We start from the raw sequence: 22590 nt of genomic DNA, 5'->3' as shown, positions 1-22590 counted from the left end.
ACACCAGCGTTGATGGTGCGGATCTGGTTGCTGTGCTCGTTGCGGTAGGCCACCCAGAGGGAGTCGTTGTGTTGGGTCACTGCGGGTGAGTCCGAGGTGGTGACACCGGGGTCGCCGTCCAGCCGCTGAGCCGGAAGTTCGAACCGGCGGTCGGCGTCGCCAGCGGCGTGGTCGTGTAGTAGATGCGGTTGTCCAAGCCGCGCCGGAAGAACCAGATGTGGTTGTTACAGATCTTGAATGGCCGGGGTTGATCATGCTGTTCACGGCGTGTCCTCCACGACGGTGACCGTGGTCGGGTCTGTGCCGGGGTGATGAGGTACGCGGACGGAGGAGGCCTGTCCGAGCGGGGCAGGGCCACACGAGAGGCGGTCCGGTTACAGGCGGCCGAGTGGTTCGCCCTGGACGTGCCGGTCGCTGAGATCGCTCGGCGGCTGCGGGTGTCGACTAACGCGGTGTACGTGTGGCGCCGCCGTTGGCGTGCCGGTGGCCGGGCGGCGCTGGCCACGAAAGGGCCGGGCGGATCGGACTGTCGGCTGGACCGGCAACGCCTGGATCGGTTGGCTCAAGCGCTGGAGCAGGGCCCGGCCGCGCACGGCTTTGGCGAGGATCAGCGCTGGACGCTGGCGCGGGTGGCGGACCTGATCGCGCGGATGTTCCACACCCGCTACACCCTGCGCGGGGTGTCGTATCTGTTGCACCGCATGGGGTTCTCACCACAGGTCCCGGCGCATCGCGCCGTCGAGCGCGACGAGGACGCGATCGCCGCCTGGCGGAAGGAGACGTGGCCGGCGGGAAAACGGTAGCGGCGGAGCGCGACGCGTGGCTGTGTTTCGAGGATGAGGCCGGTCAGACCCTGCGTCCGCCGAAGGCCCGCACGTGGGGGGCGGCGGGGTCAGACCCCGACGGTGGCGGTGTCGGGCAAGGGGTCGGGCCGGGTCTCGGTCGCTGGACTGGTGTGCGTGCGGCCCGGCCAGCGCGGCCGGTTGATCTACCGCACCCGGACCCACCGCGGTCGCAAGGGTGAACGGCGCAGCTTCGCCGAGACCGACTACGCCGCCCTGCTGGACGCCGCCCACCAGCAACTGGGCGGCCCTGTCGTGGTGATCTGGGACAATCTGAACACGCACGTCAGCGCGGCGATGCGGGAGTTGGTCGCGGCGCGGGACTGGCTGCACGTGATCCGGCTTCCCGCCTACGCTCCGGACCTCAACCCGGCCGAGCATGTGTGGTCGCATGTCAAGCGTGGCTTGGGCAACCTCATCGTGCACGGTGTCGACGAGCTGGTCGCGGTGGTGAAGAACCGGCTCAGGCGGATCCAGTACCGGCCCGAGTTGATCGACGCCTTCCTCGCTCACACCGGGTTGGAGCTCGACCCAGCACCTCCGTAATGCTGACCATTCAACCTCTGTAGCTTCCCGTAACCAGCCTGCTGCCCGGACTCCCTTTACCGGGGGCCTGGGACAGCCTCCAAAGATTGAGCGGCCGCATCCATCTCCGTTGGGACACCCCATCACGCATCATGTCGCCGGAGCCAAGCTCCGAGCACCGAGATAAGGCCGGGCGCCCGACACCGGGACAGGGAGTACCCGTGTTGTTGCCACGAAGGCGGTGAACAGGATGCCGAACTAACCGGCTCGGTTTCCTCACCGGCCACAGTCTGTGGGGTTGGTCGGGCGGCCTCAAGGTCGTTCGTCCTCGCTGCGCTGCGGGCGCTCCACCTGGACCCCGCCCGACCAACCCCAACCCCAGCCGGCGCGAAGAAACCGAAAAACCAGTCCCCATAAGAAGAGGTCTTGGGCCTTGACCGGTCGCCAGCCTCACAGATAAGGCTGGGCTCGCAAGGACACAACCCTGCCCGACCCGCTCAGTATCGAGCAGGCGGGCGTTGACGTCACGGGCTTTGGCCTGTAGCTCGTCCAGATTGTGCAGACGGCGGTGGCAGCGCAGGTCGTCCGGGGAGTTGACGACGGTCTCGATCCGCAGCGCCCGGCCGTCCTTCAGATACTGCTTGACGCGGGAATGCTTGTAGAAGGCGTTGATCGTCACCTCGGTGTCACGGGTGACCACTGTCGTCTTGAACGTCAGCGGGTCCTTCCGCGGTCGTCCGCGCCGTTCGTTCTTGCCGGTGAAGATCAGCTCCACACTGTCGGGCCGGCCGAGGTCGAGGTTGTCGGCGACCAGCGCTTCGAAGAACCCTCGGGCGTGACGGGGCGCGTGGAACACCAGGGTGCGGGAGACCTCGATCTGGCGCATCGACAACTCCCACCAGTAACCGGCATCGTGGTCGGCAGCGGTGAGTGGCAGGGGCAGCACGCTCATCCATCGCTGGAAGAACACAGTGATCGTCCCCGGCCCGAGACGGTCACAGATCGCCTGCAACGCATCGGGATCGGCGCAGGAGGCGAACCCGTTGGACAGTTCGACGAACCCGATCCCGGCGGCGGTGGCTTGGCGTTTGGCCCACTCGTGACCGTTGACCCACACCTTGACCGGGTATGGGAAGTAGGCGCATACCTTGATGAACGCCGGGCCGAACTCGACATCCCAGAGATAGAAATAGAAACATGACACGCGCCGGTCGGCCTTGGTGAAGGAGAACCACGGCACCCCGTTGGCGCCCTGTCGCTGGGTCGCGGCGAAGACGTTCTGGTACTCCTGCGCGACGCCGATCGCCGCAACACCGGAGCGGCCGGTTGCCGCCTGCGCGGCCAGATGCCGGCGCATTACGTCGATCTTGCGGTCATTCTTGGCGAACTGGACCACGGGCACATGCTCGGACTCGGCGAACGCGCTCACCGCCCGCCGGAACGCGGTGTCGATCTTCTCCAGGATCGCCGGTGAGGGAATCGGGTAGCCCAGGTGCTGTGTCATGAACGACACCACCTGCCCGCCCACCTGCAGGTTCGGCACGTAACCGTTGAGATAGACCCGATCCAGACACTCGAGGTCCAACGACACATGCCCATCGAGAAGATCACTCACTGTCGCCGTGCCAGTCATAGCCACAGCCTGGCCGCACCCGACGGCTCAGACCAGCCCACCACCTCGGCGGTCAGAGGCGGAGCCTCACTGGGCGTCTGCTAGGAGACCGTCAACAGGGCAGTCCGTGAGACCGACCCGCTCCTGACCCTGGCCGGACACACGCCCACGCCCGCTGCGACACGGATCCGCACGCTGGCAGACCTGCTGGCCTACACGGCCGATGCCGGGATCACCCCGGCATCGGCACTCCAACCAGCGAGTTAATTATCTGCAAGCCCTAGCCACATGAGACACGCTCTTAGCGAGCGGCCAGTTCCTTGAGGATCGTCTCGGCGACGCCGGCGGACGAGACCGGGTTCTGGCCGGTGATCAGGTTGCCGTCGGTGACGACGAACGGCTGCCAGAGGCCGCCCGACTCATAGGTTGCGCCGGCCGCGCGCAGCCGCGACTCCAGCAGGAACGGCGCGTTGGCGGCGAGGCCCGCCTGCTGTTCCTCCGCGTCCGTGAAGGCAGTCATGCGACGGCCCTTGAACAGCCAATTCTTGCTGTCACCGGCGGCCAGGAACGCGGCCTGACCGTGGCACACCGACGCCACAATCTTTTCGTCGTCGGGCAGCATTCGGCCGAGGATCCGGTTGATGTCGTCGTTGACCGCGAGGTCCTGCATCGGGCCGTGACCTCCAGGGATCAGCACCACGTCGTACTCGTCGGGGTTGATGTCCTCGAGCCGGGTCGGGTGGTCAAGCACGTCCTTGACCTCGGTCAGGTACGCCCGGAAGTCCGCTGCGGCTGCTTCGTCGATCCCGACGGTCGGGTTCAGGCTGATCTGGTCGGCCGCAGGCACCCGGCCGCCCGGGGTGGCGATCCTGATGTCCAGGCCGGCAGCCGTAAAGATGCGGTGCGGGGTGATGAACTCCTCGGCCCAGAATCCGGTCGGATGCTGGGTGCCGTCCAGCTGGCTCCAGGAACGCGCCCCAGAGAGGATGAAAAGAACTTTGGTCATTTCAGACTCCTTGATCTCGGCAACCCTTCGGGGTGAACGTTACTAGCGAAGTGCTTTAACAGCAAACGGCTGAGGGCTTCGTCACGAGGGTGGGCAGCGACCCGGGTGGTGGGTACAGTTGTGGCGTGTCGCTCGAATGCACCACCTCCGACCTGATGTTGGCCCTGGTTAACACCCGGCCCAGCGACAACGGGCGGGTCGAGCGGTTCGACGACGAGGCGGGGCTCCTGCGCTGGCTGACTGAGGCGGGTATCTCCGTGGACGAGCCGGTCACCGGGGCCGACGTGGTCGCGGCCCGCGAGCTGCGCGACGCGTTCGCCACGATCTTCCGTGCCCACTGCGGCTGCGCGGACGCGCCGGTCGAGGCGGCCGAGGGCTACCTGCGGTCGATCGCCGGGCGCTACCCGCTGGTGCTGCGGATTACTGTCGACGGAGTGCGTGTCAAGACGTCACAGACAGGCTTGCCCGGCGCGTTCGGCACCGTGCTGGCCGCCGCCGCCGACCTGTCCGCGCGGGGCATCTGGTCACGACTCAAGCTCTGCAAGAACCCGTCCTGCTACGCCGGATTCTTCGACAAGACCAAGAACCAATCCGGTCAGTTCTGCAGCTCAGGGTGCGGGGCGCAGGTGTCGATGCGCGCCTACCGCAGCCGGATCAAGACCGCATGATTTCAGTACTGTGACGGCGTTCGCCCGCCGATGCTCAGACTGGACTTGCGAAGATCAAGTCCGAGGTAGGAGGATCCCTTGATTACCAATCGTGCCGCGCTCTGCGTGCCCCGAGAACTGGATCTGGGCCAAGTTGCGTGATCAACTAGGCTTGATCCGGTGGATACGTCCTACGTGGCGTGCAGGATCATCTTCCGCAGCAACGGAAATCCAGCACGACCAAACGCCATCCTTTTCAGCAGCTTGATTTTGTTGACTGTGCCCTCAGTCGGACCGTTGCTCCACGGCAGCGTGAGCCCGGCCGTCACCGCCGCCAGGTCGTGCCGCAGCCCGTTGACGAAGGAGTGCAGCGCGGGCAGGTTGTCCTCGCGGACGCGGTCCATCCAGTCAGGCAGGCGGTCGCCGGTGAGGTTGCGGATCATGCACGCGAACGAGCCGACATGCCGGCGGGTGGCCTCCAGTTCGGGGCAGCGGGTGAGGATCTCCTTGAGGCGTAGGCAGTCTTTATCGGACAGGTTCTCGGGGTCACGCATGATCCACCCGGTGACGTGCCGGATTTTCGGCGGAGCGGGCGATGTAGGGGTGACGGCCGCCGCGGGTCGGGGTGCGCGGCGGGTGCGGAAGGGGCGCAGGTAGCGGTAGACGGTTTGGGCGCTGCCCCGGTAGCCCTGCTCGCGGATCTCGGTAATCAGGCGGGTGATGTTGGTGTGGCCGCTGGTCCAGCGTTGGTGGAGGTAGGGCTTGTAGTTGTCCGGCAGCGAGTACCGGGAGGTGGTCTTGGCGAGGAGGTCCTCGACGTCGTCGGCCTGGACGATCCGACGGACGGTCTTGCGGTCCAGCCGCAGCGCGCGGGTGATCGCCCGGATCCCCATGCCCTCGGCATGTAAAGCCCGCACGGCGTCGTACCGCTCGCGGATCCGTGTCACGAACGACGACTCCGACAGGAAAACAGGGTCGGCCGGCTCGATGTCGAGGGCCGGCGGCGCCTCCGTCTGGACTGTCGCGGTCGTGTTGTCAGCGATATCTTCGCCAGGATGGTCCGGCGCGAGGGGCTCGGACAGGCATTTGCGGTGCGCGATGACGGTTTTCTCGACGGCCTCGCCCAGGTTCTTCCAGACATGCCAACGGTCCGCGCACTGCGTTGCCTGGGGCGCGCCTCGTGTGCTGGCCTCGGCGTAGGCGCTGGCTCGATCCCTCGCGATGACCTGGATCTCGGGGTGGGCCGTCAGCCACTCGGCGAGTGTGTCGGCCTCGCGGTCCGGGAGCACGTCGATGGGCTGGTGTGTCGCGAGATTGATCAGGATGGTGGCGTAAGTTTGTCCTTTCCGGATCGCGAAGTCGTCGACGCCCAGAGCCGTCACCTCACCGATCGGCGCTTCTGGCAGAGCCCGCAGCAGCCGTAACAGTGTGTTCCGGCTGGCCGGCAATCCCAGCACGGCGGCCAACCGCGCGCCGGCACGGCCGGCCAGCGCTGCGCTGATCGCGGTCAGCATCGCCCGCGACAATGGGGTTCTGCGCGCGTGCCGGGTGGCCACCCCGGCGGGTTGCTCGGTGAAGGTACGCACGGCGCATTCCGTGGTGTCGCAGAAGAATCGTCGTACCCGCAAGCGCAGAGCCACGGTCTGGCCGGCGATCGCGGCGTCGGCAAGTTGTCGGTTGTAGTGGCTGTGCACCCGGCCCGCGGGGTGGCCACAGGTGTGGCAGGCCACCACTGATGCCGTCGAGCTCACCCAGATCAGCAGGCCAGCGGCCGCCTGCTCGATCCGCTCGATCACAACACCGGCCAGATGCGGAAGCACCACGTCAAGACCATGATCATCGCACCCGGAAGATGATCACACACCGGACTGGATCGCCCGTCGCGAGCAACAACTTGATCACGCAACTTGGCCCAGATCCCGTTCATGGGACCAGCTGAGTCCCGTTTCTGCCACGAGCATGGCTCTGGGACAGAAGACGACAGCCCTGGTACGCGGAGGCCATGGCCGAACTTGACGCCTCGGTCGCTGGCCTGCAGCCGTTCGGGCCGCCCGGTCGGCGGTGCGCCAACGAGCTGTTCGCTGGAGGTCGAGGATCGGTGCTCGTCTACCGTGCGGTCGCCGCCCCACCGGCCCGAGGCCGGGTGCGCCCGTCGACCTGCCGTCGACCGAACTTGCCGTCACTGTCCATTTCGGACCCGACGACGACATCGACGTTACATACAGCCGCTCGGCTCCTGGGTTACCGCACACGTCCTCGCCGTGGACGGTCTCGACCACGAGCTCTGCCTCGTCGGACCACACGAAGCACCGGATTCGGGGGACCTGCCGAACCGAGATCCGCTGGCCGTATTCCGCGCCGAAGGACGCGACGGGTCCACCGGGACGTCGGTCGCCATCGCTCGCACCCGCTCGGCGGCTATGAGAGGACGACGCCGACCGTGAGTTCAGCACGGGTTGGTGACTCCAGAGGAAGTTCCAGGTGAACCCCCTCGCTCCGAGAAACGCCAGGTCAGAGGCAATACAAGAAGATTGACATCACAGGTTCGCTTCTCCCCCGGGAATCGAACGCACATCTGCATAAGACGAATCGTGCGGCCACATTCGTTCCGGTCGCGCCACGTACCCGCCGATTGCTACGTCGATCCGGCTATCGACCCCGCGGCTCGTCAGCCCTTGGCTGCTGCTTTCGCGGCCTTCTTGAACGCCCGAACCTCACCCAACGACTTCGCGTCCACCACGTCGGCAACACTGCGGCGGGAGCCCTCCTCGCCGTAGGCACCTGCGGCCTCGCGCCAGCCGGTGGGCTTGACCCCCAACTGCTTGCCCAGCAAGGCCAAGAAGATGCGCGCCTTCTGGTCACCGAAGCCAGGCAGGGCGGTGAGGCGCTTGAGGACCTCAGGGCCGTCGGGCTTGCCCTGCTTCCAGAGCGACTCGACCTTGCCGTCGTAGTGCTCGACGAGGAACTGGGCCAGGGTCTGCAGGCGCTTGGCCATCGAGCCGGGGAAGCGGTGGATGGCCGGCGGGGTGGAGACCAGAGCGGCGAACTCCTCCGGATCGGCCTCGGCGACGCGATGGACGTCGAACACACCCATCCGGTCGAGAATGACCTTCGGACCCTTGAACGCCTTCTCCATATTTATTTGTTGATCAAGAAGCATGCCGAAGAGGAGGGCCAGGTAGTCGCTGGCCAGCAGCGCGTCGGCGGCGGGTTCCTGGGCGAGGCAGAGCTTACGGGTCACGCGGCAGAGTGTGGCACACCCGCTGGTCAGGCGCCGCTGCCCTGGCCGGCCGCGGCGACGGTCGGCGAGCGCAGGACGGTGGCCAGCTCGGCGGGGAGGTAGCCCTGCTCGGCCAGCCGTGGCAGCACTCCCCCGCTGGCGACGATCTCCAGCACCAGTCCGGGCAGGACGGGGACCGAGCCGCCGACGCCGGTGGTTTCGTTGCGCCACAGCCCGGTGGACAGGTCGATGGCGGCGGTGTCGCCCTCGTGGAAGGCGGAGGTCGCATCGGGCACGGTCATGGCCGGCAGACCGGCGTTGACGGCGTTGCGGAAGAACAGGGAGTTGAACTCCTCGGCGATCAGCGCGGCCACGCCGAGTTGGGTGAACAGAGCGGCCACGGGGCGGGAGGAGCCGAGCCCGAAGTTGCGGCCGGCGACGACGATGTCGCCGGGCCGCACGAGGTCGGTCCAGCCGGGCCGCACGTGGTGGAAGACGTGCTTGGCGGCCTCGGGGAGGTCGAGTTTCATGGCGTCGGGCGGATACATGTCGTCGGTGGTCAGGCCGTCGCCGAAGACCCACACCCGGCCGGTGACCCGCAGTTTGGCGTTCACAGGACAGCCTCCACGATGTGCCCGGCGACGGCCGAGGCGGCGACGGTGGCCGGCGAGGCCATGTAGATCTCGGCCTCCGGGGAGCCCATCCGGCCGGTGAAGTTGCGGGTGCTGGAGGTCAGGCACACCTCGCCCGGCCCGACCACGCCCATGTGGTAGCCGAAGCAGGCGCCGCAGGTGGCGTTGGTGACCACGCCGCCGGCGTCGGCGATGTCCTGGAGGTAGCCCAGCCGCATGGCGTCGCGGTACACCCGCTGGCTGGCCGGTGTCACGATCAGGCGCACGCCGGGCGCGATCTGCTTGCCGCGCAACACATCGGCGGCGATCCGGAGGTCGTCGAGCTGGCCGTTGGCGCAGGAGCCGATGAACGCCTGGTCGATCTTGCGGGGCTCGACCTCGGTAACGGGGAGACCGTTACGGGAGACGGTGCCGGGGCGCGCGACGTAGGGCACCAGGGTGGCCAGGTCGATCTCGCGGACCTCGGCGTACGACGCGTCCGGGTCGGCGTGCGTCGGCTCGAAGCCGGTCACCCCCAGGGCCTCGAAGTGCTCGGCCAGCACGTCGTCGTGGGCGAAGGTGGAGAAGTCGGCGGAGATCTCCGCTCCCTGGGTGGCGATGGTGCGCCGGTCGTGCAGCGGGATCGAGGCCAGCCCGGGTCCCCCGTACTCCAGGTTCATGTTGGTGGCGTCGCCGTACTCATTGGCTATGTGCAGGAAGACGTCCTTGCCGCTGACCGCGACAGGCAGGGCTCCGACCAGTTCGTAGCGGATCGTCGGCGAGGCCTGGAACCAGGTCCGCCCGGTGCACAGGATGGAGTAGACCTCGGCCGGGCCGAGGCCGCGGGCGGCGGTGTTGTACGCGCCGCCGGCGCAGGTGTGGCTGTCGGTGCAGGCCAGGATCTCGCCCGGCCGGGCCAGGCCGTTCTCGGCGATCACCTGGTGGCAGATGCCGTGCCGGCCGACGTCGTAGAACCGCTCGATCCCGAACCGCGCGGCGAACTTCCGCGCGTGCGGCCCGCCGGCGGCGTCCTTGACCGTCGGCGCGGGCACAGCGTGGTCCATCACGATGGCGACCCGATCGGGGTCGGCGATCTTGAGCGGTTGGAGCCACGTGGTGGCGAACTGGAGGTCGATCAGCACGGTCATGTCCACATCGACGGTGACAGTGTCGCCGGCCCGCACCTGGGCGACCCCGGCCCGGCGGGCCAGGATCCGCTCGATCATCGTCATGCCCATCTCAGGCCCCTTTCCGTTGGTACGTCTGGCCGAGCTCGAACCACTCGCTCATGCCGACGAGGTTGAAGAACTCCGCCGGCTTGGTCGGCAGGAACTCCTCGGCCCCGATGCCCCGCAGCTGGCACAGCGCGGTCAACGCCGCGAAAGCGACCGGCCCGAGCACCGCCGAGGGATGGATGGCGACCGCGAAACCCAGTTCCCGCAAGCGTTCCCCGGACTGCTCCGGGGTGAGCCCGCCGATCACCAGGTTGAGCAGCAGCGGCGCCTTGACCTCCTGGGCGATCCGCTCGATCTCGGCTTCGCTCTGCGGCGCCTCCACGAACAGGATGTCGGCCCCTTCGGCGGCATACCGGTTGGCGCGGTCGATCGCCTCGTCGATGCCCAGCGGACCGCGGGCGTCGGTCCGGGCGATCACCACCATGCCGTCGTCCGTGCGTGCTTCCAGGGCCGCGCCGAGCGTGCGAGCGAAGTCGTCGGCACTGACCAGCTCCTTGTCCGGCAGGTGGCCGCAGCGCTTCGGGAAAGCCTGGTCCTCCAACTGAATCGCCGCGACACCGGCGTCCTCGTACTCGCGCACGGTGCGGATCACGTTGATCGGCGCGCCGTATCCGGTGTCGGCGTCGGCGAGCAGCGGCACGTCGCCCAGCGCTCGAACCACCACCCGGGCCCGCTCCACCATCTCGGTCTGAGTGACCAGGCCGATGTCGGGCAGGCCGAATCCGGCGGCGGCGACGCCGGCTCCGGTCAGGTAGGCGGCGGTCTGGCCGGTTCGCTTGGCCAGTTGCGCGCTCAGGCCGTCGAAGACACCGGGCGCGACGACGAGTTGTTTGCTGTCAAGGAGTTCGCGCAGTCGAGCGCGAGCGGCGGTGGTCATGACTGCTCCAGGGTTGGCTCGCTCATCAGTCGATCGCCCTTCCGACCGGGTCGGCGAGCAGCGCGACCAGCGGCGCGAGGGAGTCCGCGTCCGCAAGGCCGAGGACGGCATCGACGATCGCGGTGGCCCGGTCGGGAGACATCACCCGGTCGGCGAGGGCATGAAACTTGGCGACGACCTCGTCGTTGGTGACGGGGTCGAGTGGGTTGCCGTGCGGTGCCATAACCGACTCGGTGTCGGTCGACCCGTCGGCGAACGTCAGCGTGACATGGGTCTGGAACCGCTCGGTCGGCGGCAGTTCGTCGATGCCGCGGTCGAGCTCAACGTGGGTCCGGTCGAGCAGCCGCCAGACGTCGTCGGAGTCGAGCCGGGCGGCGGTGAACTGCTCGGGCAGCGCGGTGCCGTCCAGGAGCGTGACGGCGGTGGCGTAGCCGATGTTCATCTGGCCGCCGATCGCCTCCAGCGGCCGCTCCGGCGGCCACCAGCCGTGGTGGTAGACGACGTCGCCGACGCGGATGTCGATCCGCTCGACGGTGCGCCCGGCCAGCCGGCCGCGCAACGCCTGCGCCGCCTGGACCGCGCCGTGCAGCCCGCCCATGACGGCCCAGGACTTCACCATCACCGTGGTCGTCTCCCAGTTCTCGCCCAGGCCGCGGGCAATGGCGTCGAGATCGGTCGGGTGACCTTCCCCGTACACGGCGACGTAGCCGCCGTACTCACGCTCGAAGACCTGGTCGATCCCGGTGTAGCCGGCCGCCGCGAGGGCCGCCGAGTAGAAGCCGTTGCGGGCCGCGAATCCGTGCTGCATCCGCTTGCCCATCGCCTCGTACTGCGCGGACATCAGCCCAGCCGACTGGGTCGCGGCGAAGCCGAGGGCGTCCTCGGTCATGGCGGGGTCGAGGCCACGCAGCTTCGCGCACGCCGCAGCGGCCGCGGCGGTGCCGAAGACCGGCCCGGAGTGCCAGCCACGGGAGAGCATCCTGGTGCCACCGATCGAGTAGCCGACCCGTGGGCCCACCTCGAACCCGACGATCGCGGCAAGCATCAGGTCGCGGCCGCTCACCTCGTGTCCCAGGCTGCTGGCGGTCGACAGCAGCGAGGGCAGCAGCAGCGACGCACTGTGCAACGGCGCCAGCGGGTGGAAATCGTCCAGCTCGAAGCCCTGGATGTAGGCGCTGTTCAGCAGCGCCGCGCCGGCGGGGGTGGTGGTCCGGCCGGTGCCGATCACCACGGCGTCGCCGGCGCCTTCAACGCCGAACACTGCGTCGGTGGCCACTCTCGACCACGGCAGCTGGGCTCCCACCAGCGCGCAGCCGAGACCGTCGAGCAACAGGTGCGCCGCGCGGACGCGGACTTTGTCGGGCACGTCGTCCCAGGCGAGCTCGTGGATCCAGGTCACGAGACGCCCGGTGACGCCATCGGGTTTGGACGCTGCGGTCATGGCCCCATTGGCCCGCACCGGCGGTCGCCGTCACCAGCTAACTTGCACGATCTGCAAGCATGGCCGGGTGAGCACGGCGCTGCGGGGACTCGAGGTGCTGGAGGCGCTGGCCGGCATGCGCCAGCCGGCACCGCTACGGGCCGTGGCCGAACGCGTCGGATTGTCGGAGTCCCAGGCGTTCCGCATCCTCCAGGAGCTGGAACGGGCCGGCTATCTCGAACACCTCGGCCGCAGCGGCTACCGGCTGGCCAGCCGCTCGGTCGCGCTGGCCACCCTCATCGGTCCGCGTCCGGCCCTGCTCCGCGCCGTCTACCCGGTCATCACGCGGCTGGCCCACAACACCGGCGAGGCGGTCGTGCTGCACCTGCGCTCCGGCGCCGCCCGCGTCCTGGTGCTGGGCGTCCCGGCCCCGACCGGCCCCACCCTCGACCCCGCCGGTGTGCCCGGCGAGCGCTCGCCCCTGGTCGCTGGGGCCAGCGGCCGCATCATCCTCGCCTTCCTGCCGGCGGCGGAGCTGGCGGCAATGGACCTCGCCGGCATCACCCCGGACCAGCTCCAGGCGATCCGCGACCGCGGCCACGAGATATCCCACGGCGAGAACCATCCCGGCATCTCCGGTGTCTCCGTGCCGCTGCTGGCGTACTCGGGAAACGAGCAGCCGACCGTCCTCGGGTCCATCACCGTCGCCGGGCCGACGTCTCGTTTCGAGCTCTCCCGCGTGCTTACGCCGCTGCTGGGCGCGTGCCGCGATCTGGCCCCGAGGCTGGCTTCGATCCTCGGGCCTGATCCAGGCGCCGTGGTCCAGGCGCTCGACCTCTAGTGCCCGATGGTCCCGAGGTCGGTGTGCTCGGGGTTCATGTCGATGGTGGCGGGATCCTCGGGCAGCGCGGTGTAGAGGCGGATCACCACACCGTCCGGAGTGGACAGAGTGATCAGATGGCCGGCGAAACCCTTCAGCAGCGGGGAATGCTCAATGCCGACGGAGTCGAGGTGGGCGATCCAGTCCCGCAGGGCGGCCTCGTCGGCCACGCTGAAGGTGACGGGGTCGTAGCCGGCCATCGCCTGCGCCATCTCCGGATTGCGGCGCAGCTCGACGGGCATGTCCAGGCCGGGCACGGACAGGATGACACCGAACAGCCGGCCGTCGAGGTCGTGGTGATCCAGGCTCTCGACGCGGGTGGCCCGCAGCGCCGCGCCGAACCAGTCGATGGCGGCCGGCAAGTCGCTGACCGGGAACTTCAGGTGGTGCACGCCGCCGAGCGTCGGGACGGCCATCACCGCTCAGCTCCGGCGACAGCGACGCGGCGTTCACGGGAAGCGCGGAGATAGCCCATCACCAGGGCCTCCAGGTCAGGCTGTTCAGCGGCCCAGCCATCGGGGACGTCGGTGCCGCCGCGGACGAGCAGGGTGGCCTGGCGTTCGGTGCGGGAGGCGGAGACGACCGTGCCCGGCACCGAGGACTCGGTGGCTGGCGGACCGATCAGAACGCGGTGGTCGGCGAGCACGTCCTCGACGTCGCCGACCAGCTGGACCCGGCCCTCGGCGACCAGGAGCAGGTGGTCGCAGACCTCGCTGAGGTCGCTGAGCAGGTGCGAGGACATGAGCACGGTGGTGCCGCGCTCGGCGACCTCGGTCATGACGATACGCAGCGTCTCGTCCCGGGCCAGCGGGTCGAGGTCGGACAGCGGCTCGTCGAGCAGCAGCACCTTGGGCAGCCGGCCCAGCGCCAGGGCGATGGCCACCTGGGTGCGAGCGCCGGCGGACAGGGTGCGCACCTTGGCGTCGCGGTCGACACCGGCCAGCGCGTCCAGCACCTCGTCGACCCGCTGCTGCGACCACCGCTCGTTCATCGCCGCCCCGGCCCGCATCATCTCCCGAACGGTGAAGTCCCGGTAGAGCGGCCGGTTCTGGGCGAGGAACGACATGTCCGGGTGCATGCGGCCGCGCACCGGCGTGCCGTGCACGCTGATCGACCCGCCGCTGGGCTTGATCAGCCCCGCCGCCAGCGACAGCAGGGTGCTCTTGCCCGCGCCGTTCGGGCCGACCAGCGCGATCACCCGGCCCTCGGGCAGCTCGAACGAGCAGTCCCACAGCGCCCGGGTCCGCCCGTAGCTCTTGGACAGGCTCTCGGCCCGCAGCGCGGTCCCCTCGGGGGCGGTCATGGCTTTTCTTCTCCGATCGGGTACTGCTCGTCGCGCACGTCGTTGTAGAGGGCGTCCACGTCGTCGACCTGGAGCCCGCTGCTGGCGGCCTGGCCCATCCAGTCGACCAGTTGCACGCGCAGCGGGCCCTTGCGGTCGATGGCGTCGACGGCCAGGGACTTCTTCACGAACGTGCCCAGCCCGCGGCGGGCCTCGACCAGCCCTTCGTGTTCCAGTTCCCGGTACGCCTTGAGCACCGTGTTCGGGTTGACCGCGGTGGCCTCGACCACCTCGCGGGCGGTCGGCAGCCGGTCGCCCGGGCCGAGCAGACCCAGCCGCATGGCCTGCTTGGCCTGGTGCACGATCTGCAGGTAGGTGGCGACCCCGGAACGTCGGTCGATCCGGAACTCGATCACCCCGCCAGCATAATCGCTGGCCCGCGCCCCGGCGTCCACCTCGGGCTTCACGCCTGCCGGCGCACTGCCCAGCCGGTGGCCAGCAACAGCACCAGCGCGACGCCGACGTAGATCCCGGCTTCCACGAGGTGCATCGTGCCGGCCGCGTCGACGGGGATGACGTCGACGAACGACTTCGTCAGGCCGAAGTGGCGGTAGCAGGCGGTCTCGTCGGGGAACAGTCGCGTGCCGTCCGACGACGCGCAGCGCACCAAGTTCAGGACTTGGTTCTCCGACAGCACCGCGCCGTTGGCGTTGACATAGCCCTCGCCGGCGATGAGTCCGGGGTGGACGTCCGGCGACCGCCACGGGTCGTCGGAGAACACCCGCTGCGTGGGCAGCAGGTGCCGCTGCATGGAGTACAGGAAGTAGCGAAGAACGACGAACACCCCGAGCGTCACCGTCATCGCCACGAGCGTGCGCTTGGTGGCCGCGCCGACGAACATGCCCACCACAAAGGCGAACACCGTGTAGGCGGCCGGCGCGAGCCCGCTGGTGCTGAAGTTCGAGTAGTAGTACGGGCCGTCCAACATCGGGCCCATCGCACCCGCGGCGTCGACCCACCACTCGACGAGCAGTTGCAGCGCGACCACCACGATCAGCGCCGGCCCCAGGCCCACCACGAACTTGCTGGCCATCCACCGCAGGCGGCTCACCGACTGGGTGAAGGCCAGCACGTGCGTGCCGTGCTCCAGTTCCCGGGCGAACAGCGGCGACCCGCAGAACAGGCCGATCACCAGCGGCAGCGCGATGATCAGCAACTGCCCGACCTTCATCGAGTCGAACCAGGCGCTGGCGAACGCCTGCGCCCCGCCCCGGCACGTGGAGCCCGTCCCCAACCCGCTGGCCAGGCAGGAATTGAGGCCGTGGCCGTCCACATAGGACACCATCGCCGCACGGAGCACCACCGCCGCGCCGCCGGCCACCACGAGCAGGGCCAGCAGGGTGATCAGTTGGGCGCGCTGCTGGCGCCAGACGACCCAGATCACGCGGCCACCTCCTGCGCGCCGTTGCGCATGTAACCCAGGGTGAGGTGGCCCAGCGTCGGGCGGAACGGCTGCCAGCCCGGCGCGCCGTCGGCCAGCGACGAGGGCACCAGCACCTGCTGGGAACCGGGCGTGCGGTCGATGTCGATCACCGAGCTCGCCGGCACCGGCGGCCGGCTGTCGGGCGGCCCGACCAGCAGGACGTGCTTGTCCAGCAAGGTATCCACGTCGCCGGCGAGCCGCACCTGGCCGGCCGACAGCAGCACCAGGTGGTCACACACCCCTTCCAGCTCCGTGAGCACGTGCGAGGACAGCACCACGGTGATGCCCTGCTGGCGGCTCTCCTCGACCAGGCTGCGCAGCACGTTCTCGCGGGCCAGGGGGTCCAGGTCGGCCAGTGGCTCGTCGAGCAGCAGCAGACGCGGCCGCTTGCCCAACGCCAGCGCCAGGGCCACTCGGGTGCGCTGACCGCCGGACAGCGTGCCCACCTTGGCCGTCATCGGCACCTGCGCCCGCTGGATCAGCGCCTCGGCGTAGGCCTGGTCCCAGGTGGGGTTCGTGCGCTGCCCGAGCCGCAGCGTGTCGGCCACGGTGAACTGGGGATACAGCGGCTTCGACTGGGCCAGAAAGGCAACGCCCGGGTGCAGGCCGCCGCCGCCCGGCGTGTCACCGAAGACCGAGATCGCCCCGGCCGTCGGCCGCACCAGCCCGGTCACCAGCCCCATCAGGGTGCTCTTGCCCGCCCCGTTGGGTCCCACCAGGGCCACCAGCCGGTTCGGCGGGATGCTCAGCGTGCAGTCACGCAGCGCCCATCCCCTCCGGTACTTCTTGCCCAGGCCCTCGGTCCGCAACGGGGTCTGCCCGTCCACCATCCGCGTCTCCCTTCATCAGCCCCGCCAGGTTAACACGTTCCACTACTTAAATAGTGAAATGGGGTAACGCCGGGCAGGCGGGCGGGGCACGAGGGGGCATGGGATCGCTATTCGCCCTGGTCGAGCGAGGTGAGGGCGTCTCGGAGACCGGCGCGCGAGGTGACGCCCAGTTTCGGGAAGGCGTGGTACAGGTGCGTGCTGACGGTGCGCGGCGACAGCAGCAGCCGGGCCGCGATCTGCTTGTTGGTCAGGCCGGACGCGGCGAGTTGGGCGACTTCGTGTTCCTGCACGGTGAGTTCGCCGCGACCCTGTCCCCCGGTGTCCGACTGGCCGGCCGCGCGCAGTCCCTGGGCGGCCCGCGCGGTCCACGGCTCGGCCCCGAGTTCCCGGAAGACCACCATGGCCGCGTCGAGCTGGGCTCGGGCCTGGGTGGTCGCCCGGGCCAGCCGCAGCCGTTCGCCGTAGGCGAGCTGGATGCGTGCGAACTCGAACCGCCACCGGTCCGCGCCCGGCGCCGTCAGCGCCTCCTCGAACAGCTGGAGCGCCCGGTCGTCGTCGGTCGCCGCCAGCGCGGCCGCCCCGCCGACCAGCATCGCCAGCCGGGGCGACAGCTCGGCCACGCCGGCCTCGCGCAGCGCCTGGACGTGGGCGGTCGCCGCACTGTGGCGGTTCGTCCGGACAGCCGCCTCCACGAGATCGAACGCGCTCCACAAGGCATGGGGCACATGGGAACGGAGTTCACCGGGCGGAGTGACCGCGATCGCCGTCCGGTACGCGGCCTCATAGTCGCCAGCTCCCAGCAACGCGAGCGTGTACGCCTGCCGCGCGAGGACCACGGTGGCCTCGACGCCGCGGGGCGTCGCCCAGCGGATCATCTTCTCGTGCAACGAAGTAGCGGCGTCCAGGTCGCCACGGCCGGCCGCCAGCAGCAGTTGGCTGTACTGGACCTGCCAGGCGAAGAAGCGGTAGCCGCTCTGCTCGCAGATGTCGGCGCACTCGCCGGCCAGTTCGGCGGCCTCGTCCCAGCGGCCGGTGAGGAAGTCGTCGACGCTCAGGTGCACGAGAGCGCTGAGATGGCGGCGCGCCGGGCCGCCGTCGCGCCCGTGCCGCACCACCCGCCACAGCGGGTCGCGCAGGTCGCCGACCCGGTCCAGGTAACGCACGGCGGTGGCGATTCGCACGATGCGGCCCAGGTCCTGCTCCTCGTACGCGGAATCCACGATCGCGTCGACATCAGCAAGCGCTTTCCACCCGGTGCGGACGGGATCGGAGAAGGTCCTCGCGGCCAGGGCCAGCACCTGCGGGGCGTCCGCGCCGAGGCGGTCCATCGCCCGGTGGAACGCGTCCCAGGTCTCCAGCCGTCCGCCGTACCAGCACACGAGATTAAGGGCTTGCAGCGCGTCGACGAGTGCGTCGTCATCCGGGTCGTCAGTGTTCTCGACGGCGTGCACCAGGAGACGGCCGGCCGTGTCGATGGTGCTGCCCCCGCCCAGCAGGATGTGGACGGCGGCGACCGACGCGCGCAGCGAGCGGCCGACGTCCGGGTCGACGCGCCGAGCCTCCTCCAACAGATTCGCGGCCGTGTCGAGCGCGCCGGTGCCCTCGGCGCAGATGTGGGCGGCGTGCGCCAACCGCCGGCTCCGCTGTTCCGGCCGTGGGCTCAACTCGGCCGCCCGGGTCAGCATCGCGGTCGCACCGGCCGCGTCGCCGCGACGCACCATCGCGCCTGCGGTGTCGGCCAGCAGCGCGGCGACCTTCTCGTCCGCGCGGACGGTGGCCTCGGCGAGATGCCACGCCAGCCGCTCGGGCAACTGGTTGGGCAGATCGGCCAGCACCCGGTGCCCCTGGCGGCGTTCGGCGCTGGTCGATCGGGCAACAACGGCGGCACGGATCAGCGGGTGAACGAACTCCAGACGCTCGCCGATCGCGATGATGCCGCCGCGTTCGGCGGCGGCAAGATCGGCGAGGTCGCCCTTGGCCAGCGCGCGCGGCACGGCCAGGTCGCCGGTGCCGTCCAGCGCGGCGAGCAGCAGCAGCCGCCGGCACTCCGCGTCCAACTCCTCGATCCGAGCGCCGAACGCGTTCCGCAGCCGAGGGCTGAGCGGCAACAGCGGCGGGATGGTCTCCAGCGCCGCCAACTGCGACTCGGTCAGCGCCGCCGGCAGTTCGAGCAGGGCCAGCGGATTCCCGCGCGCCTCGGCCAGCAGCCGTCGCCGGACGACGCGCGCCATTCGCGGAAACCGCGCGTCGATCAGCAAGGTTGAGGATTGCTCGTCAAGCGCCGTCAATTCGAACTCAACGATTCCACCGAGCCGGTTCTGATCGCCGGAACGGGCGACGGCCAGCAGTCCGACACAGCTTCCCCGCAGCCGTCGTGCGACAAAATCCAGCACGGTCGCACTGGCGGGATCGATCAGCGGAAAATCGTCGACAATGAGCACGACCGACCGCTCGGCCGCGACCAGATTCAGCAGCGCCAGCACGGCATTGCCGAGCACCAGCGGCTCGGAGGTCGTTTCCGCACTGAATCCCAGGGCCGATTCCAGGGCGTCGCGATAGACGTCCGACAACTCGCACACGGAGTCGAGGATCGGGGTGAACGCCTGGCTGAGCGTGGCAAAGCTCACCTCGGCCTCGAACTCACTGCCCTCGGCCCGCAACACCAGAGCACCCGAGGCCGCCAGGACATTCGCCGCCGCGTCGGCCAGCGCCGATTTTCCCACCCCGGGTTCACCGGACAGCAGCAACACACGGTCATTGTCCGCGTCGGCAGCGAAGAAATCGCGGACGCGCGCCAGTTCCGCGGCACGGCCGACCAATCGTGCGGGCGGCCGAAAAAAGCCGAGTTCTCGCACTGGAAGCACACCCCCGAATCAGTGACACACCGCAGCGTAGCCACCCGTCCAACCTTTCGGCCACCGTCGAATGATCCACTCGGGCGGTCCGCGGGCGTCCGACTATAGAGGGCGTGACCGGCAGCCGGCGGCTGTGACGCGGGTCACGCAACATCGAGGTTTGCTCGGACATCTCTCATACGGGTGGCGACGACAGCGGAGGGGGAAGATGACGGAGCAGCAGGCGGCGGCCACGGGTCGCTCGGCGGGGCCGCTGGTTGGCCGGGCCCGGGAACTGGGCCATGTCTCCGAATTCTTCGCCGCCGACGCGGACAACAGCCGAGCCCTGGTCGTCTTCGGGGACGCCGGGATCGGCAAGTCGGCCCTGCTGGCCGCGGCCGCCGAGGATGCGGCCGCGGCCGGCGCGCTGGTGCTGTGGGCCTCGGGTGGCCAGTTCGAGGCGGGCTTGGGCTTCGCCGCCCTCAACCAGGCGCTCGTGCCGGTGCTGGACGCCGTCGACGGACTCAGCGACGTCCACCGCCAGGCCCTGGAGGTGGCTCTGGGCTGCCGGTCCGGTGCGACGCCCGCGCCGCTGGTCATCTCCACCGCCGCCCTGGCGCTGCTCCGTCTTTTGTCTGCGCGACAACCGGTTCTGCTCGTCGTGGACGACATGCAGTGGATCGACCGCGCCAGCGCCACGGTGCTGGGCTTTGTCGCCCGTCGCATCCGGGGCAGCCGGATCGGCCTGCTCGCGGCCGCCCGGGCCGATCACGACATCGCGCTGAAGCACTGTGGCCTGGCCGAGTTCGAACTGTCGCGATTGGACGAGGATTCGGCCAACCTGTTGCTGGCGAGCCGGTTTCCACAGCTCGCACCCCGGGTGAGACGACGTCTGCTGGCCGAGGCCCGGGGAAACCCGTTGGCGCTGCTGGAATTGCCGACCACGTTGAGCGCGCCGCAGGCCGCCGCGCAGGAGGCGCTGCCGGCGCTGCTGCCGCTCAGCCATCGGTTACAGGCCTTGTTCGGCGCGAGGATCGCCGCCCTACCGGCTCGCAGTCGGCAGATCCTGTTGCTGGCCGCGCTCGATGCGACCGGGCGGCTCGGGGTGCTGGAGACGGCCACGGGGTGGGACTTGGCGGACCTCCCGGCGGCCGAGGCCGAAGGTCTCGTGCGCATCGAGGAATTCCGCCGCCGCGTGGAGTTCCGGCACCCGCTGATCCGCGCGGCGGTGATCGACATGTCGACCACCGCGGAGCGCCGCCGGGCACACCGGGCGTTGGCCGACGCCGTGGACGCCGATCCGGAACGCCGGGCCTGGCATCTCGCCGAAGCCTCCGAGCAACCGGACGCGGACGTGGCGGCGGCGTTGGAACAAGCGGCCCACCAGGCCCTGGTCCGTGGCGACGGCACCGGGGCGATCGCGTTGCTGACGCGGGCCGCCGAACTGAGCCCGCCGGCCGTGGACAAGAGCCGGCGGCTGGCCGAGGCCGCGCACATCGGGGCCCAGGTGACCGGGGATCTGGCCACCGCGGCCAAGTTGCTGGCCGACGCGCGACGTCTCGACCCCGACGGCACACAATCCCTGCGCGCGGCGGTGACCACCGTCTACCTGATGATCAACACCGACTGCACGATGGAGACCGCCTGCCGGCTGCTGCTGGACGCCATCGCCGGCGGAGCCCACGGCTACGACGCCAATGACCCGGCGCTCCTCGCCGCCCTCGGGGCGTTGCAGGAATTCTGTTGGTACAGCGGGAAACCTGAGCTGTGGGACGCCTATCTCGCGGTGGCCGGCCGGGTCCGGCCCGGGCTGCCCGGGGTGCTGGGCCTCGCGCTCAAGACGTACCCCGATCCGGCCCGCACCGCCCACACCGCGCTCGACGACGTGGACCCGATCATCGAGGCCGCGCACCACGACGGCGACCTGTCCCGCGTCACCTCGATCGCGTACGCCGTGACGCCGCTGGACCGCGTCGGCGACCTGCGGGAGCCGCTGTGGCGGGTGGTGCGGCAGAGCCGCGAGCACGGCCCGATCCGCCGGCACATCGGCGCGCTGTCCTACCTGTGCCGCGAGAACTTCCTCACCGGGCTGTGGGACGAGGCCGCCCAACTGGCCGACGAAGGGCTCGACGCCTGCGAGGTGGCCGGTTTCCAGTTCTCCGCCTGGCTTTTCCACCACACCCACATGCTGCTGGCCGGCGCCCGCGGCGACGCCGAGACCGCCGCCGCACTGTTCGACGACATCGTCGGCTGGGCCACGCCCCGAGGCGTCGGGCTCGCGATCTCGTTCGCCCAGCACGCCCGGACGATTTCCCTGCTGGGCAGCGGCGACTACGAAGGCGCCTACCAGGCCGCCACCGCCATCACCCCCTCCGGTCAGCTCCCCCGGAACCATCCGTACGCCGTGCGCCACCCCTTCGACCTAGTCGAAGCGGCCGTGCGGGCCGGCCACCACGCCGAGGCCTCCGCGCACGTCGAAGCCTTGCACCGCAACGAGATCGCTCGCCTCTCCCCCCGGCTCGCCCTGCTCGTCGGCGGCGCGTCCGCGATGTGCGCCGAGGACGACAACCGGGCCTTCTCCCTGTTCGAGGCCGCCCTGGCCGTTCCCGGCACCGGCAAGTGGCGTTTCGAGTACGCGCGGATCCAGCTCGCCTACGGCGAACGCCTCCGGCGGGCCCGCGCCGTCGCCGCCTCCCGGGCCCCGCTCAGAGACGCCGAAGCCACCTTCGACCAACTCGGCGCCAAGCCCTGGGCCCTGCGCGCCACCCAGGAACTCCGTGCCGCCGGCCAGGCGACCGTCCTGCCCGCCAGCGCCCCGCTCACCGCGCAGGAACTGGAGATCGCGCAGCTTGCGGCGTCGGGGCTGAGCAACAAGCAGATAGCGGAGCGGGTCTTCGTCTCACACCGGACCGTCGGGGCGCATCTCTATCGCATCTTCCCCAAGCTCGGGATCACGGCGCGGGCCGGGTTGCGGGATGCGTTGAGCTTGCTGGAGGGGTCTCGGGCTCGAAAGCCGTGAGGCGTGAGGTCGATCTGCACGGGGTTGGCGAGGGTGCGGTTCGCGGGGAGATTTTGGGTGGCTCCGGGTGGAGGGTGAGGGTTCTTGGGGTGGGCCGGTGTGACTGGGCGAGCTAGTTGTCACTGGCTGCCTCGCGTCCGCTCGTCGAACTTCGGATGTTGAGCAAGGTGGTTGTCACCGCCTGGGCGCGTTAGTTGTCATCAGGACGCGGTGGGCGGACGGATGTCGCGAGCGGCAGGACGACCCCGAGCAACCGCCACCGCCTCG

At 69.6% G+C, this 22590-nt stretch carries 19 protein-coding genes; 5 read left to right on the top strand and 14 right to left on the bottom strand.

Annotation, left to right across the window (positions count from 1 at the left end; all coding sequences use genetic code 11):
- The first annotated feature begins 311 nt into the window (after positions 1–311).
- Complete coding sequence (locus JJ691_RS51010; RefSeq protein ID WP_211766537.1) at positions 312–803, top strand: winged helix-turn-helix domain-containing protein; 492 nt, start codon at positions 312–314, stop codon at positions 801–803.
- A 33-nt stretch (positions 804–836) separates the two neighbouring features.
- Positions 837–1388, top strand: a complete 552-nt coding sequence (locus tag JJ691_RS51005) for a transposase (RefSeq protein WP_211766536.1) — start codon at positions 837–839, stop codon at positions 1386–1388.
- Positions 1389–1398: 10 nt separating this feature from the next.
- Here the strand turns inward: JJ691_RS51005 and JJ691_RS51000 are convergent, their stop codons facing one another.
- Both JJ691_RS51000 and JJ691_RS50995 read right to left on the bottom strand, forming a co-directional pair.
- Positions 1399–3000 (bottom strand): hypothetical protein, encoded by a 1602-nt coding sequence (locus JJ691_RS51000; protein WP_211766535.1) that lies wholly within the window; start codon positions 2998–3000, stop codon positions 1399–1401.
- 280 nt (positions 3001–3280) lie between these two features.
- Positions 3281–3985 carry a type 1 glutamine amidotransferase domain-containing protein gene (locus tag JJ691_RS50995; protein ID WP_211766534.1) on the bottom strand — a complete coding sequence of 235 codons (705 nt, stop codon included), beginning with the start codon at positions 3983–3985 and terminating at the stop codon, positions 3281–3283.
- A gap of 125 nt (positions 3986–4110) precedes the next feature.
- On the opposite strand from JJ691_RS50995, the gene JJ691_RS50990 reads away from it, so the two are divergent.
- Positions 4111–4653 carry a CGNR zinc finger domain-containing protein gene (locus tag JJ691_RS50990; RefSeq protein WP_211766533.1) on the top strand — a complete coding sequence of 181 codons (543 nt, stop codon included), beginning with the start codon at positions 4111–4113 and terminating at the stop codon, positions 4651–4653.
- 170 nt (positions 4654–4823) lie between these two features.
- Here the strand turns inward: JJ691_RS50990 and JJ691_RS50985 are convergent, their stop codons facing one another.
- From JJ691_RS50985 to JJ691_RS50960, 6 genes are all read right to left on the bottom strand, one after another.
- Positions 4824–6455 carry an ISL3 family transposase gene (locus JJ691_RS50985; RefSeq protein ID WP_211766532.1) on the bottom strand — a complete coding sequence of 544 codons (1632 nt, stop codon included), beginning with the start codon at positions 6453–6455 and terminating at the stop codon, positions 4824–4826.
- An 845-nt stretch (positions 6456–7300) separates the two neighbouring features.
- On the bottom strand, positions 7301–7873 hold the full coding sequence (locus JJ691_RS50980) for an HhH-GPD-type base excision DNA repair protein (RefSeq protein WP_211766531.1): 573 nt from the start codon (positions 7871–7873) through the stop codon (positions 7301–7303).
- A 26-nt stretch (positions 7874–7899) separates the two neighbouring features.
- Entirely contained in the window at positions 7900–8466 is a 567-nt protein-coding gene (locus tag JJ691_RS50975; RefSeq protein WP_249227570.1) for a LeuD/DmdB family oxidoreductase small subunit, read from the bottom strand.
- On the bottom strand, positions 8463–9701 hold the full coding sequence (locus JJ691_RS50970; RefSeq protein ID WP_211766530.1) for a 3-isopropylmalate dehydratase large subunit: 1239 nt from the start codon (positions 9699–9701) through the stop codon (positions 8463–8465). Before JJ691_RS50970 ends, JJ691_RS50975 begins: the two co-directional genes overlap by 4 nt.
- Position 9702: 1 nt before the next feature.
- The gene (locus JJ691_RS50965) at positions 9703–10575 is read right to left on the bottom strand and encodes an isocitrate lyase/PEP mutase family protein (protein WP_211766529.1); all 873 of its coding nucleotides are present in this window, start codon (positions 10573–10575) and stop codon (positions 9703–9705) included.
- A gap of 25 nt (positions 10576–10600) precedes the next feature.
- Positions 10601–12016, bottom strand: a complete 1416-nt coding sequence (locus JJ691_RS50960; protein ID WP_211766528.1) for an MmgE/PrpD family protein — start codon at positions 12014–12016, stop codon at positions 10601–10603.
- Between the two features lie 67 nt (positions 12017–12083).
- On the opposite strand from JJ691_RS50960, the gene JJ691_RS50955 reads away from it, so the two are divergent.
- On the top strand, positions 12084–12836 hold the full coding sequence (locus tag JJ691_RS50955) for an IclR family transcriptional regulator (RefSeq protein WP_211766527.1): 753 nt from the start codon (positions 12084–12086) through the stop codon (positions 12834–12836).
- Here JJ691_RS50955 and JJ691_RS50950 read toward each other — a convergent pair.
- From JJ691_RS50950 to JJ691_RS50925, 6 genes are all read right to left on the bottom strand, one after another.
- Positions 12833–13291: a VOC family protein gene (locus JJ691_RS50950; RefSeq protein WP_211766526.1), complete on the bottom strand. Its 459-nt coding sequence runs from the start codon at positions 13289–13291 to the stop codon at positions 12833–12835. The genes JJ691_RS50955 and JJ691_RS50950 overlap by 4 nt on opposite strands.
- On the bottom strand, positions 13291–14178 hold the full coding sequence (locus JJ691_RS50945; RefSeq protein WP_211766525.1) for an ABC transporter ATP-binding protein: 888 nt from the start codon (positions 14176–14178) through the stop codon (positions 13291–13293). Before JJ691_RS50945 ends, JJ691_RS50950 begins: the two co-directional genes overlap by 1 nt.
- On the bottom strand, positions 14175–14573 hold the full coding sequence (locus JJ691_RS50940) for a GntR family transcriptional regulator (protein WP_211766524.1): 399 nt from the start codon (positions 14571–14573) through the stop codon (positions 14175–14177). The genes JJ691_RS50945 and JJ691_RS50940 overlap by 4 nt, the downstream gene beginning before the upstream one ends.
- 47 nt (positions 14574–14620) lie before the next feature.
- Positions 14621–15601, bottom strand: a complete 981-nt coding sequence (locus JJ691_RS50935) for an ABC transporter permease (protein ID WP_211766523.1) — start codon at positions 15599–15601, stop codon at positions 14621–14623.
- Positions 15598–16470, bottom strand: a complete 873-nt coding sequence (locus JJ691_RS50930) for an ABC transporter ATP-binding protein (RefSeq protein ID WP_211766522.1) — start codon at positions 16468–16470, stop codon at positions 15598–15600. Before JJ691_RS50930 ends, JJ691_RS50935 begins: the two co-directional genes overlap by 4 nt.
- A gap of 107 nt (positions 16471–16577) precedes the next feature.
- Positions 16578–19325 carry an AAA family ATPase gene (locus tag JJ691_RS50925; RefSeq protein WP_211766521.1) on the bottom strand — a complete coding sequence of 916 codons (2748 nt, stop codon included), beginning with the start codon at positions 19323–19325 and terminating at the stop codon, positions 16578–16580.
- Positions 19326–19533: 208 nt separating this feature from the next.
- Here JJ691_RS50925 and JJ691_RS50920 point away from each other — a divergent pair, with 208 nt between their 5' ends.
- The gene (locus tag JJ691_RS50920; RefSeq protein ID WP_211766520.1) at positions 19534–22323 is read left to right on the top strand and encodes an ATP-binding protein; all 2790 of its coding nucleotides are present in this window, start codon (positions 19534–19536) and stop codon (positions 22321–22323) included.
- Positions 22324–22590: the final 267 nt, after the last annotated feature.

Origin of the sequence: Kutzneria sp. CA-103260, assembly GCF_018263855.1 — a bacterium.
Lineage (GTDB): Bacteria > Actinomycetota > Actinomycetes > Mycobacteriales > Pseudonocardiaceae > Kutzneria.
The sequence above is the reverse complement of the archived record's forward strand: the minus strand, read 5'-3'. Positions and strand labels throughout refer to the sequence as shown.